The 12,795-nt window shown below is 49.1% G+C and carries 8 protein-coding genes, 2 tRNA genes, 2 rRNA genes and 1 riboswitch; of the genes, 4 read left to right on the top strand and 8 right to left on the bottom strand.

Annotated features, from left to right (window positions below; all coding sequences use genetic code 11):
* Positions 1-54: 54 nt before the first annotated feature.
* The gene (locus RF679_RS03115; RefSeq protein WP_309482762.1) at positions 55-876 is read right to left on the bottom strand and encodes an SDR family oxidoreductase; all 822 of its coding nucleotides are present in this window, start codon (positions 874-876) and stop codon (positions 55-57) included.
* A gap of 242 nt (positions 877-1,118) precedes the next feature.
* On the opposite strand from RF679_RS03115, the gene RF679_RS03110 reads away from it, so the two are divergent.
* The 4 genes from RF679_RS03110 to RF679_RS03095 all read left to right on the top strand — a co-directional run bounded on the left by RF679_RS03110 (position 1,119) and on the right by RF679_RS03095 (position 6,141).
* Positions 1,119-2,327, top strand: a complete 1,209-nt coding sequence (locus RF679_RS03110; protein ID WP_309482761.1) for a class I SAM-dependent methyltransferase — start codon at positions 1,119-1,121, stop codon at positions 2,325-2,327.
* Positions 2,328-2,372: 45 nt separating this feature from the next.
* Positions 2,373-2,567 carry a DUF2905 domain-containing protein gene (locus RF679_RS03105; RefSeq protein ID WP_309482760.1) on the top strand — a complete coding sequence of 65 codons (195 nt, stop codon included), beginning with the start codon at positions 2,373-2,375 and terminating at the stop codon, positions 2,565-2,567.
* Between the two features lie 342 nt (positions 2,568-2,909).
* Positions 2,910-4,541, top strand: coding sequence for a tetratricopeptide repeat protein (locus tag RF679_RS03100; RefSeq protein WP_309482759.1), 1,632 nt, complete (start codon positions 2,910-2,912; stop codon positions 4,539-4,541).
* A gap of 7 nt (positions 4,542-4,548) precedes the next feature.
* Complete coding sequence (locus RF679_RS03095; RefSeq protein WP_309482758.1) at positions 4,549-6,141, top strand: HDOD domain-containing protein; 1,593 nt, start codon at positions 4,549-4,551, stop codon at positions 6,139-6,141.
* 74 nt (positions 6,142-6,215) lie between these two features.
* Here the strand turns inward: RF679_RS03095 and RF679_RS03090 are convergent, their stop codons facing one another.
* The 7 genes from RF679_RS03090 to RF679_RS03060 all read right to left on the bottom strand — a co-directional run bounded on the left by RF679_RS03090 (position 6,216) and on the right by RF679_RS03060 (position 12,774).
* Positions 6,216-7,022: a hypothetical protein gene (locus RF679_RS03090; protein ID WP_309482757.1), complete on the bottom strand. Its 807-nt coding sequence runs from the start codon at positions 7,020-7,022 to the stop codon at positions 6,216-6,218.
* A gap of 45 nt (positions 7,023-7,067) precedes the next feature.
* Positions 7,068-7,628 carry a TMEM165/GDT1 family protein gene (locus RF679_RS03085; RefSeq protein WP_309482756.1) on the bottom strand — a complete coding sequence of 187 codons (561 nt, stop codon included), beginning with the start codon at positions 7,626-7,628 and terminating at the stop codon, positions 7,068-7,070.
* A gap of 100 nt (positions 7,629-7,728) precedes the next feature.
* A riboswitch (yybP-ykoY riboswitch) is annotated at positions 7,729-7,835 on the bottom strand.
* Between the two features lie 80 nt (positions 7,836-7,915).
* On the bottom strand, positions 7,916-8,665 hold the full coding sequence (locus tag RF679_RS03080) for an alpha/beta fold hydrolase (RefSeq protein WP_309482755.1): 750 nt from the start codon (positions 8,663-8,665) through the stop codon (positions 7,916-7,918).
* A gap of 373 nt (positions 8,666-9,038) precedes the next feature.
* Positions 9,039-9,151: ribosomal RNA gene (gene rrf / locus RF679_RS03075) — 5S ribosomal RNA — on the bottom strand.
* 215 nt (positions 9,152-9,366) lie between these two features.
* A 23S ribosomal RNA gene (locus tag RF679_RS03070) occupies positions 9,367-12,236 on the bottom strand.
* A gap of 361 nt (positions 12,237-12,597) precedes the next feature.
* Positions 12,598-12,674: transfer RNA gene (locus RF679_RS03065), tRNA-Ile, on the bottom strand.
* A gap of 24 nt (positions 12,675-12,698) precedes the next feature.
* Positions 12,699-12,774, bottom strand: a tRNA-Ala gene (locus tag RF679_RS03060).
* Between the last annotated feature and the right edge of the window lie 21 nt (positions 12,775-12,795).

Below are 12,795 nucleotides of genomic sequence, written 5' to 3'. Positions count from 1 at the left end.
AGTGCACTACGATGTCGTCGTGTTCATGCTTCATGCGCTCGAACACCATCAACTTCATTTACCTTGAAGCTCAGAAGAGCCTTTGGCGATAAACATCACATCACGCTGGGTCGGAATTAAGTGCTGTCCGCCGTCAACTAAAATGGTCGTGCCCGTGATGGCGCGCGCTTGCGCCACATAAGCCACCGCTTCAGCAATATCTTCTGGTGTGCTAGAACGTCCCAACGGTGTCAAGCGATGCGCCGCCTGAAAATCGCTGTCACTTTGATCGCCAGAAGTCATCGACAAACCAGGCGCAATACCGACCACACGCAACTGCGGAGCAAGCGCCTGCGCCAAGGTAATGGTGGCGTTTTGCAGTGCCGCTTTAGACAAGGTGTAGGATAAATAGTCGGGATTCAAATTGAATAATTTTTGATCCAAAATATTGATCACACTTGCAGCCCCCTGCACAAACGAAGTTCCACCATTCTCGCGTGCTGTCACTTCAGCATGTAAAGCCTGTGCTAACAAAATCGGCGCCATGACGTTGGCATGCATATGCTTGTCTAAGCATGCTTGGCTGAAATCCTGCGCCGTATCTGGCTCGAACAAAGAGGCGTTATTCACGACGCAATCGAGTCGACCTAATTGTGCGAGTACACTTGGCACGATGGCGCGCACTTGCGCTTCATCACCAAGCTCGGCTTGTACACAGCAAGCGCGGCGTCCCATGCCACGGATTTCCTGTGCAACTTGTTCAGCTTCGCTTTGCGATCGGCCAAAATGTATCGCCACATCCCAACCGCGCCTAGCCATCTGCAAAGCTATCACACGGCCAATCCGCTTCGCTGCGCCAGTAATCAACACTACGCCCATTTCACTTGCTTGTTCCATGATGTCGTCTTCTACATCTGATTGTTGGTTGCTACTGATTTCAAAAACTCCTCGAAATCGAATAAATCATTGATTTGCGAAAGATCTCCACGGCAAACTCATCCACAGCGACTTCATCGCATCCAACAGCATCATGCGCAGTGCGCACAATAGCAGTCTTTCTTAGCGCCAGTAGCGCACTACTAGGCGAAAATGTTTTCACTAAATGCACCGTCACACAAAATCTTTACTACAATGCCGACATGCAAAAATTAATTCCTATTCCGCACCAAAAACTAGCCTTACCACCCGCTTCGCCTGAGGCCCTTGCCGCTTCCGCGCAATTACGCGATCTGATCAGCGCTGAAATCCAACACCATGGTGGTGTGATTCCCTTTTCCCGCTATATGGAAATGGCACTCTACACCCCAGGCTTGGGTTATTACAGCGGCGGCTCAGTCAAACTAGGGCCTGATGGTGATTTCACCACCGCACCGGAATTGAGCTCTTTGTTCGGCGCAAGTCTGGCGCATTTCTTCGCCTCGCATTTGGCTAGTTCATCCATCGGTAGCAACGAGCTTATGGAGTTCGGCGCAGGTTCTGGTAAGTTGGCTTACGACATCTTAAGTGAATGCCAATATTCAGGAATCACAGTAAGCCGCTATTTTATCGTGGAATTGTCCGGCGAACTGAGAGCGCGACAAGAAGAACGCTTAAAAGCTTTTCCGCAAGTCGAATGGTTGACAGAAATGCCATCAAGCTTCAGCGGTATGGTGCTCGGCAACGAGGTGCTTGATGCAATGCCGATTGAACTGGTGATCAAAAATCAAGCTGCTTGGAATTTGCTTGGTGTGGGCCTTGACGAGGCCGGCGACTTCATCTTGCAAAGCATGCCAGCAATACAGTTAAGTCCCGAGCTGATTCTACAAATTCCTGAGGAAGACCAGCTTCCCGAAGGCTATATCAGTGAGATTCACCCAGTTGCCATCGGCTTTATGCGCAGCGTTAGTGAGATGCTGTTGGCTGGCAAACGCGCGACTGGTCATGATGGCCTCTGTATGTGGCTCGATTACGGCTTTCCAGCGCACGAGTATTATGTCGAACAACGCAATAAGGGAAGCCTGATGTGCCACTACCGCCATCACGCACACCCTGACCCATTTTATTTACCGGGACTGCAAGACATTACCGCCCACGTCGACTTCACGGCGGTAGCGCGCGCAGGCCTTGAACAGGGATTGAACCTTGCTCACTATAGTAGCCAAGCAGGTTTTTTACTGGAAGCGGGCATCACCAACATCATGGCTCGCATTCCCGTAGAAGATAGCCGACGCTATCTACCAAGCGCCAACGCGCTGCAAAAGTTGATTTCACCGGCAGAGATGGGCGAGCTGTTCAAAGTATTAGTCATGAGCACTGGCCCTGAACTAGCCCCCGGATATGCGCGCCATGATCGTCGCCATCGGCTGTGATATTTCCCCATTCTTTTGCACGATCAATAGCGTAAGGACTTTGACATGATACGTTGGGTGTTTGTGATTTTTATTGGCCTGATCATCTTTGCCAATCTATTGCCCTGGCTGCAGAAAATGGGGATCGGAAAACTGCCCGGCGATCTACGCTTCAAGCTTTTCGGAAAGATCTACACCATCCCTTTTGCCTCAACGATCTTGATCACGCTTTTGGTCATGTTGATTGCAAAAGTTTTGTGATCCAAACTCATAATCATATACATTTTGCCAACAATCTTCCCCTTTTCCTGACAAGCGTCGTTTTCCAGCGACGCCTTTGACTCCTAGTTGCATCTAATTTCCGTCCGGCTACATTTTCCCAATAGAATCGGTTAAAGTTTTGCCATAAGATAACCGTCAACCCTTAGGCGACGACATCTCAAAAAAACGGTGCTTTTTGCTTTCGACAAGCGCACTTCGATGTGCTAAAACAAAGAATAAAGAAGCCGCACCTCACTGAGTTGAGAGGCTTTATTTAGTTGCCTAACATCGATACGCGAATGATTCAATTTGAGTAATTAAGTAAATGTCTTAAAGGTTTTCATGAGTAATCTTGGGGAAATTCGGGCGCTTTTGGTTGAACCGCACGCTGGCATGCGCGTCAGTCTTCACAACATGCTGAATTTGTGTGGCATCAATAAAATTGAACATGCGATGACCGCAGGTATGGCCTTACGGGCTATCCAGAATAAAGTCTTCGATTTGGTTTTATGCGAATACGACCTTGGGGTTGGTCAAGACGGCCAGCAACTTCTGGAAGACGTACGACATCATAAACTGACGCCACTCTCCACCATTTTCATTATGGTCACGGCAGAGAGGGCTTACGCGAAAGTAGTAAGTGCCGCAGAGCTAGCACCATCTGACTATCTGCTCAAACCATTTACGGCAGATATGCTCTTAGAGCGCGTTCTCAAAGCGATCGAAAAACGCAAAGCATTCGTCGAGGTCCATTCATTGATGGAACAAGGGTTCGTGCGTGAATCCATCGCGGCCTGCATTTCCGGTGAACGCGTGCACCCTAAATACGCCATTGACTTTATGCGCCTACGCGCTGAACTACATGTCATTTTAGGTGAGGCCAGCGAAGCAGAAGCGCTCTACCAAAAATTATACGAAATGAAGGCCGTGGCCTGGGCGCGTTTAGGCTTGGCGAAGACTTTGTTCATGCAGGGACGTTACCAAGAGGCCGAAGAGATTCTCACTGGATTGGTTAACGAAAATAACAAGTACATGGATGCCTATGATTGGCTGGCAAAAACGCATGAAGCCATCGGTGCACTCCCACAAGCTAAGCAAGTACTCGATACTGCAGTGACCGTCTCGCCGCATGCGGTGCGTCGCCTGCGTAAGCTCGGTGCTCTCGCACTGGAAACCGGTGATATTGAAACCGCTGAAAATGTCTTGAAAAAAGTCGTCAGCAAGGCCAAGTTCTCCGAATTCCGTGACCCCGAAGATCATGTCAAACTGGTCAACGCGCTGGTCAAAAAAGGCGATCACGATCAAGCCAAATCCGTCATTCGTGATCTTGAAAAGAATATGGCTGGTCTCAAAAAGACCGAAGCTTGCCGGGCCATTTCAGCGGCCATGGTGCATGCATCGACAGGTGATGCACGCTTGATCGAAGAGTTAGAAGCCGCAGTGCTCGCAAGCAAAGAAGATATCGGGCTCTCCAATGATCTCAAAATCGGACTCGCTAAGAGCTGTTTAGAAAACAATAAGGAAGAGGCGGCTTCTGAAGTAATCATGGAAGTAATGCGCAATGCGCCGAATCAGAATTTGGTCAATAAAGCGATGGGCGTTTTCGAGAGTGCTGGCAAAGGGCATCTCGGTAAAGAATTAGCGCAACGGAGTCAAAAGGAAGTCAAAGATTTGGTGGCGCTTGGGGTTCAGAAAGCGAAAGAAGGCGACTTCCGTGGCTCAGTTGAACTGATGTCGAGTGCAGCACGCAAATCGCCGGATAATCCGCAAGTGGTACTAAACGCGGCATTGGCGGCACTGAAGTGCATTGAAAATCTCGGTTGGGACGCCGCTACGGGAGCACTCGCAAAACAATTGATTGAATCTGCAGCGCGCCTTGATCCTATGAATAACCGTCTGAAAGCCATTCGTGGCTTATACGAAGAATTACAGAAACGTTTTGGTATCGATGCTGTTCGCGCAAAAATAGGCTAAAACTATCGTGGCTATCCCAGCGTCTCCCGTTGGACACCAGCAGCAGAGCGTCACAGTGGCGCGCGAACAGCTTTTGGAAAAAGTTCGCGACGATAAACAACTGCCATCACTCGGCGTCGCACTCAACAAAGTCATCGAAATCACCTCATCGAATGATGACTCCATTGCTGACTTAGCACGCTACATTCTTGCCGACGTTTCTTTAACACAGCAGATTCTCCGCTTATCGAATACGATCGCCTATCGCGCGGCGGGCGGCGGCCCCGTCACGACGGTGTCGCGCGCGATCTTCTTGCTCGGTTTTGATACGATTAAAGCGAATGCCATCGCTGCCATGCTGATCAATGGATTTCGTAATCGTGTGCATGCGGAAAGTGTGCGTCATGAACTCCTGATTGCTCTCTGTGCCAGTGTCGCCGCGCGTGAAATTACGAAACGCGTACATCACATTCATTCTGAAGAAGCAGCTGTAGTGGCACTATTTAAGAACATTGGTCGAGTCATCGTCGCGTATTTCGAGCATCAAACCTATCAAAACATCCAACACCAAAGTGCACAGCGCGGGCTGCATCCAAACCAAGTCTGCGTTGAATTTTTAGGATGCAGCTTCGAGCGCTTAGGTGAACTTGTCATGCGCAATTGGCAAATCCCCGAGACAATCATCAGTGCTAGTCAAAACACCTCGTTCACTACCACTGGAAAACTCCATCCCGAACAAGATGGAATGACGCGAATCACGACTCTTGCAGAAGAGATCGCAAACTTGCTAGTGACATCCAACCAGTTTGAGAATCAAGACAAAGTCAGACATCAGCTCAGCCACGACTTGAATCAAAAAACGCTAGCTTTAGTAGGGCTCAGCAGCGAACAATTGAAGGAGGTAATTCAACAAGTCAAACAGGAAGCATTGCAATTAGCAAGCAGCTTCAATGTTGCCAATCAGAAGAAAGTACAAGTGGGCAGTAAGGCGTCGCTTCCTATCGACAAGGATACTGCGTTCTACACCGAGTTCGCGCTGCCCAGTCTGGATCTACTCAGCCTACAACCCAAAGAACGATTCCCGAGCGGAAAACCTAAAAATGCACGCGACTTACTTTTGGTCGGCATTCAGGATGCCAATCAAATGTTAGGCTCGCAGAAGCTCAAGCTCAACGACATTCTCATGCTCGCTCTGGAAACGCTTCATCTTTCCTTGGGATTTCGCTTTACCACTGCTTGCCTATCAGACGTCAAGCGTAGCAAATATCAAGCACGACTCTCGGTAGGAGACAATGCTACGCAACTGCAGAAGTGCTTTCAATTTGAAGCGAATGAAGATGAGCACGTCTTTAGAATAGCATTACAAAACAATACCGATCTGTTCGTGGAGAATATTGCAAACAAGAGGATCCAAGCACTTTTGCCCGCTTGGTATCAGGCTAATTTTGGCGCTGCAAAAAGTTTTATGGTGCTGCCCTTAGTGGTCGACACTCTTCCACTGGGTTTCATCTATGCCGACCGCGCCGAAGTTGCCCTAGAGGGCGTAGCGCCAGACGAGACCGCTCTGATTCGGACTTTAAAGGCGCAATTGTTGAGTGCCTTTAATCGCCGTCCGCACTAGGCATTTTTTGGTGTTTCGGCACCGAAGCGAATGAAGTCGATTCGGTGCGTGAGACGTTTTAAGAACGAGGAGATTTACTGTAAAGGAATGCCTTGTTTCTTGGCCAGCAAATCGACATCCTGCCACAACGTCATTTGATTCAAAATCCGCGTGGCTGGATCTTTCATCGAGTTGAGTATGAAAAACTGTTCGATGGCATCGAGTGCCCACGGAAATGATTGCGAAAAATGGCTGCGACCGTGTTGCTGATGGTAAGCGCCTAAAAGTTCAGCAGGGGCGTCTTTATGCCAGGATTGCATCAGCGCTCCCACCATCAAGGCGGCATCACTAGTTTGCTCAACGATGCGCTGATGACGGCCTGCGCCGAGATCGCGAAAATCTAATAGTCGTGGAAAAAAGCATTTCTTGATCCAAAACGACGGAATCCCACCATTGCGCTTCAAAATCACGCTCTGCCATGCTTTCCAACTCTTCTCAGCATCACCACCGATCTCGAAATGTGTGTCGGCACTAACGATGCAGTCCTCTTGCAATTCAATCTGCAAGACAACCGGTAGCCCGATTTCTTCAGCAATACTAGTCAAACCAGGAATCTCTGGTTTCTGTCCTACTTGGAACTTCACCAGTTCAATAAAACGGCTCAGAACAATCTGGTTAGCTTCATGAACCTGACTGGTGCGCCCACCGAAAGCAGCACAAGCGGAGAAATAAGCCATCAACGTTCCCACGTAGAGCTGTGGCTCACTCGGCACACCCGCTGCAGCCTCCACTCCTTCGCGGCTCACATACTGAGGAATACCCTCGCGGAAAAAGCGTTGAAGATGGCTGGTGATAGTTCCGAAATGGACTATCGTGCCTTTGCTCAAAGTAAATTCGTTCATCTTTTTTGTCTCAGTTCGAGAAGGAGCCACCACTCCTTCTATCATTCAAAATTTCGCTAGTAATACCAAAATTCCCAGCACTGCAAACACGGCTGCTGCGATCCAACGTACTAACTTGAAAGGGAAATTAGGGGAAGCCACCTTTCCCAAAAATACGGCAGGCACATCCGCGATCAGCATTCCTATCGTAGTACCTGCCACCACAAGATAAAGTTCTGAATATTTGGCCGCTAAAGCGACGGTGGCTACTTGCGTTTTATCGCCGATCTCGGCAAGGAAGAAGGTGACACAGGTCAGCAAGAACACCCCATATTTTCCCTCTTCCACTTTGGTATCGTCGATGTCGTCGGGTTTCAAAGTCCACGCCGCGATCGCTAAGAAAGAGAGGCCCAAGGCCCATCGTAAAACTTCGGCGGAAAAATGCGAGACGATCCAATGTCCAAACAGCCCTGCTAAACCATGATTGGCCAAGGTCGCCACCAAAATTCCAGCGACAATCGGGATAGGTTTGCGGTATCGTGCCGCCAGTAACAATGCTAAAAGTTGAGTCTTGTCGCCGATTTCACCGACAGTGACAGCGAGAATAGAAACGAGAAATGCGTCCATGATGATATGCGGATGGGCGTTGGCGATTGATCGACACGATGAACAATTCGTCGCCTCGCCCATCCATGGGAAAGAAAACGAAGTGTTCAAAGGTCTTGCCAAATCTGTTCTGATCACAGATCAAACGCACCATGACCGGCCGGCCAAGTATGTTGATGCGCTTATCTCTTTATACAAAGAGACAGGCTACTCCCCAATGAATACTGCGAACATTATACCGCACACGGCGCCTAGATTTTTCATCGCAATTCGAGCCCCAACAAATTCTCCTTGCCTCTCGCTGATTCTCATGCGGTACCTGAGGTAGGCTGGCCCAACTCCAGCAGTGTTTGCTCCACGATTTCCCATGCATTACTGAGAGGATCAATTAAAGCGAAGTGCCCGCAATCGCTCAATTCTCGATAAGCTACTTCAGGAAAGCGATCACAATATGAGCGTGGCACCGATGGTGGCACGATCGCATCTTCTAAACCCTGCAAAACACAGACCTTCATGGTTGGCTTTGGCAGCAAGATAGGATCGAGATCGCCGCGCTGCTCCGCTTCGGTGCCTAGAAAACGTCCTACGGCATTGTCACCAAGATCAAGTTCAGATGCCAAGCGAAGATTCGCAGCGGGAGCAAGCGCTAAAACGCCGTGTATGTGAGATAAACGGCTCGCCGCCCACAAAGCTAAATGACCACCAGCAGAATGACCAACAAGGATGAGTTGTTGCTGACGATGGGGAATAGTCGAAGGCAGTTGCGCCAGAGCGTGTTCGATATCGTGCACCATCAAATCGGGCTCACCGGGAATGCGTCGATACTCCAAGGTCAGTACATTCCAGCCAGCTGCACTCAAAGCGGAGCTCATGGCTTCGGTGTGCATGCGATCATATTCAGGCTTCCAAAATCCGCCATGGATCAACACAAGTAGTGGGCGATCTGCTCCAGCAAAACCCAAACGTAGATCGGCAATCTGGTCTGCATGTGTGCCATAACGCAGCGTTTGATCCGGCGAGTTCGCTGTGCGGCTTAGGACCGATAGATCTTCTTCCATGGTGTTTTCCTTCAACAAGTAATGAAATTGAGAAGATTAGGAGTGTAAGGTGTGCAGAATTCACTTGGGAAGTAACGATTGCATTGATCATTCCATTTTGTGTCCTGATCTGATGGATAACGGGCTGAAGGCAATGGACGATAGAAGCAGTGGCATTGCATTTTCAAATCCGTGAAACCTCTTAAACTCAAGTCAAACTAGATCCGAGAGGTGAGGAATGAAAATCACCATTTTACGTACTTCATCGGCATTGATGCTGGTATCAAAGCCCATCTGAAAATCAAACAGCTTAAAACGATTTGATTAAACCAATTTGCCCCTGAAAAGCAAAAAGCCTCAAGTTCGAAGGAACTTGAGGCTTTTCAGGATAAGAGCCTGACGATGACCTACTTTCACACTGGTTGCAGCACTATCATCGGCGCAAAGTCGTTTCACGGTCCTGTTCGGGATGGGAAGGTGTGGGACCAACTTGCTATAGTCATCAGGCATAACTTGTTGATTTGCTGTGGTTCACGTTGACTTGTGAATCGCAACAAATCCAATTGGGAAGAAGTAGCGTTGGATAGTTCCAACGTTGTAAGTCGTGTTCTTGTTGGGCTTTCCAGCCCAACCTACACTTCATAATCGGTTGTGATTGACCAAACTATTTGGCAAACACTTTGTAATACTTGTCGTAGTTATCTATAACTGACCAAAGTTATAGGGACAAGCCGTACGGGCAATTAGTACTGGTTAGCTTAATGCATTACTGCACTTCCACACCCAGCCTATCAACGTCCTGGTCTCGAACGACCCTTCAAGGAGCTTAAAGCTCCGGGATATCTCATCTTAAGGCGAGTTTCCCGCTTAGATGCTTTCAGCGGTTATCTCTTCCGAACATAGCTACCCGGCAATGCCATTGGCATGACAACCGGTACACCAGAGGTTCGTCCACTCCGGTCCTCTCGTACTAGGAGCAGCCCCCTTCAAATATCCAACGCCCACGGCAGATAGGGACCAAACTGTCTCACGACGTTTTAAACCCAGCTCACGTACCACTTTAAATGGCGAACAGCCATACCCTTGGGACCGGCTACAGCCCCAGGATGTGATGAGCCGACATCGAGGTGCCAAACTCCCCCGTCGATATGAACTCTTGGGAGGAATCAGCCTGTTATCCCCAGAGTACCTTTTATCCGTTGAGCGATGGCCCTTCCATACAGAACCACCGGATCACTATGTCCTACTTTCGTACCTGCTCGACTTGTCAGTCTCGCAGTTAAGCACGCTTATGCCATTGCACTATTAGCACGATGTCCGACCGTACCTAGCGTACCTTCGAACTCCTCCGTTACACTTTGGGAGGAGACCGCCCCAGTCAAACTGCCTACCATGCACTGTCCCCGACCCGGATAACGGGACAAGGTTAGAACCTCAAACAAACCAGGGTGGTATTTCAAGGATGGCTCCACGAGAACTGGCGTCCCCGCTTCAAAGCCTCCCACCTATCCTACACAGATTGGTTCAAAGTCCAATGCAAAGCTACAGTAAAGGTTCATGGGGTCTTTCCGTCTAGCCGCGGGTAGATTGCATCATCACAAACACTTCAACTTCGCTGAGTCTCGGGAGGAGACAGTGTGGCCATCATTACGCCATTCGTGCAGGTCGGAACTTACCCGACAAGGAATTTCGCTACCTTAGGACCGTTATAGTTACGGCCGCCGTTTACTGGGACTTCAATCAAGAGCTTGCACCCCATCATTTAATCTTCCAGCACCGGGCAGGCGTCACACCCTATACGTCCACTTTCGTGTTTGCAGAGTGCTGTGTTTTTATTAAACAGTTGCAGCCACCAGTTTATTGCAACCCTTTCACCCTTCCAGCGCAGGCTGGTCAAGCTACAAGGGCGTACCTTATCCCGAAGTTACGGTACCAATTTGCCGAGTTCCTTCTCCCGAGTTCTCTCAAGCGCCTTAGAATACTCATCTCGCCCACCTGTGTCGGTTTGCGGTACGGTCTCGTATGACTGAAGCTTAGAGGCTTTTCTTGGAACCACTTCCGATTGCTTCGACACCTAAGTGTCTCGTCTCAACCCCTTGAATTATGTGCCCGGATTTGCCTAAGCACCTTCTACAAGTCAAGAACAGGCTCTTCCAACCGCCTGACAACCTTCCGCGATCCGTCCCCCCATCGCATCATACGACGGTGCAGGAATATTAACCTGCTTCCCATCAGCTACGCATCTCTGCCTCGCCTTAGGGGCCGACTCACCCTGCTCCGATGAACGTTGAACAGGAAACCTTGGGCTTACGGCGAGGAGGCTTTTCACCTCCTTTATCGCTACTCATGTCAGCATTCGCACTTCTGATACCTCCAGCATCCGTTACCAGACACCTTCGCAGGCTTACAGAACGCTCTCCTACCATATCCTTACGGATATCCGCAGCTTCGGTGTACAGCTTAGCCCCGTTACATCTTCCGCGCAGGACGACTCGATCAGTGAGCTATTACGCTTTCTTTAAAGGGTGGCTGCTTCTAAGCCAACCTCCTGACTGTTTTAGCCTTCCCACTTCGTTTTCCACTTAGCTGTACTTTGGGACCTTAGCTGGCGGTCTGGGTTGTTTCCCTCTTGACACCGGACGTTAGCACCCGATGTCTGTCTCCCAAGCTCGCACTCAACGGTATTCGGAGTTTGCAATGGTTTGGTAAGTCGCGATGACCCCCTAGCCATAACAGTGCTCTACCCCCGTTGGTGATACTTGAGGCACTACCTAAATAGTTTTCGGAGAGAACCAGCTATTTCCAGATTTGTTTAGCCTTTCACCCCTACCCACAGCTCATCCCCTAATTTTTCAACATTAGTGGGTTCGGTCCTCCAGTGCGTGTTACCGCACCTTCAACCTGGCCATGGGTAGATCATCTGGTTTCGGGTCTACACCCAGCGACTGTCGCCCTATTCGGACTCGATTTCTCTGCGCCTTCCCTATGCGGTTAAGCTCGCCACTGAATGTAAGTCGCTGACCCATTATACAAAAGGTACGCCGTCACCCCTTTCGAGGCTCCGACTGTTTGTATGCACACGGTTTCAGGTTCTATTTCACTCCCCTCCCGGGGTTCTTTTCGCCTTTCCCTCACGGTACTGGTTCACTATCGGTCGATATCGAGTATTTAGCCTTGGAGGATGGTCCCCCCATATTCAGACAGGATTTCACGTGTCCCGCCCTACTTCTTGCAAACCTAGTACCACTACGATCATTTCCTATACGGGACTATCACCCTCTATGGTCAGCGTTTCCAAGCTGTTCTAGTATGAAAGTAGTTATCATTTGCGGCTCTTCCCATTTCGCTCGCCACTACTTTGGGAATCTCGGTTGATTTCTTTTCCTGTAGCTACTTAGATGTTTCAGTTCGCCACGTTCGCTTCGTACTCCTATGTATTCAGAGTACGATGACCTTACGGCCGGGTTTCCCCATTCGGAAATCTGCGGATCACGGTGTGTTTGCTCACTCCCCGCAGCTTATCGCAAGCTACTACGTCCTTCATCGCCTGATATCGCCAAGGCATCCACCATGTGCACTTAGTCACTTGTCCCTATAACTTTGATCTCTATTCCTAGAGCCGTTATAGTTCTTTACTACTATATGAGTATTACTTTAGCGTTGCCGTAGCTCAAGTGAGTTTTATTCTTCGTCAATTGCTTGACGACGACTTGGATCACTTTTACTACTTTGTTTGTTCGATACAATCACAACCCTTCCATAAATTTGTTCACGATGTCTCATGAACTCCTCTACGAAATAAATTTTGATTATTTCTTACTTTACTTCTTCTCAATTGTTAAAGAACGGTACTACTTCATTACTTTGCTTTCGCTTTGAAAGAACAAATCTCAATAGCGCTCGCGCCACTCACATTTGTTATTTCGACCCATCTCACATCCCCTATCTACACTTGGTAGGGCTGGTTGGGCTCGAACCAACGACCCCCGCGTTATCAACACGGTGCTCTAACCAGCTGAGCTACAGCCCCACTTATTTACTTCTTCTGTGTAAATGGTGGAGGTTACCGGGCTCGAACCGATCACCCCCTGCTTGCAAAGCAGGTGCTCTACCAGATGAGCTAAACCCCCATTTGTTCGGGTCATTACTTC

This window comes from Undibacterium cyanobacteriorum (assembly GCF_031326225.1).
GTDB lineage: Bacteria > Pseudomonadota > Gammaproteobacteria > Burkholderiales > Burkholderiaceae_D > Undibacterium > Undibacterium cyanobacteriorum.
The sequence above is the reverse complement of the archived record's forward strand: the minus strand, read 5'-3'. Positions and strand labels throughout refer to the sequence as shown.

Bases quoted from the DNA above. Each gene is read 5' to 3' on its own strand.
- RF679_RS03115 (WP_309482762.1), bottom strand. From the start codon at position 876: ATGGAACAAGCAAGTGAAATGGGCGTAGTGTTGATTACTGGCGCAGCG.
- RF679_RS03110 (WP_309482761.1), top strand. From the start codon at position 1,119: ATGCAAAAATTAATTCCTATTCCGCACCAAAAACTAGCCTTACCACCC.
- RF679_RS03105 (WP_309482760.1), top strand. From the start codon at position 2,373: ATGATACGTTGGGTGTTTGTGATTTTTATTGGCCTGATCATCTTTGCC.
- RF679_RS03100 (WP_309482759.1), top strand. From the start codon at position 2,910: ATGAGTAATCTTGGGGAAATTCGGGCGCTTTTGGTTGAACCGCACGCT.
- RF679_RS03090 (WP_309482757.1), bottom strand. From the start codon at position 7,022: ATGAACGAATTTACTTTGAGCAAAGGCACGATAGTCCATTTCGGAACT.
- RF679_RS03085 (WP_309482756.1), bottom strand. From the start codon at position 7,628: ATGGACGCATTTCTCGTTTCTATTCTCGCTGTCACTGTCGGTGAAATC.
- RF679_RS03080 (WP_309482755.1), bottom strand. From the start codon at position 8,665: ATGGAAGAAGATCTATCGGTCCTAAGCCGCACAGCGAACTCGCCGGAT.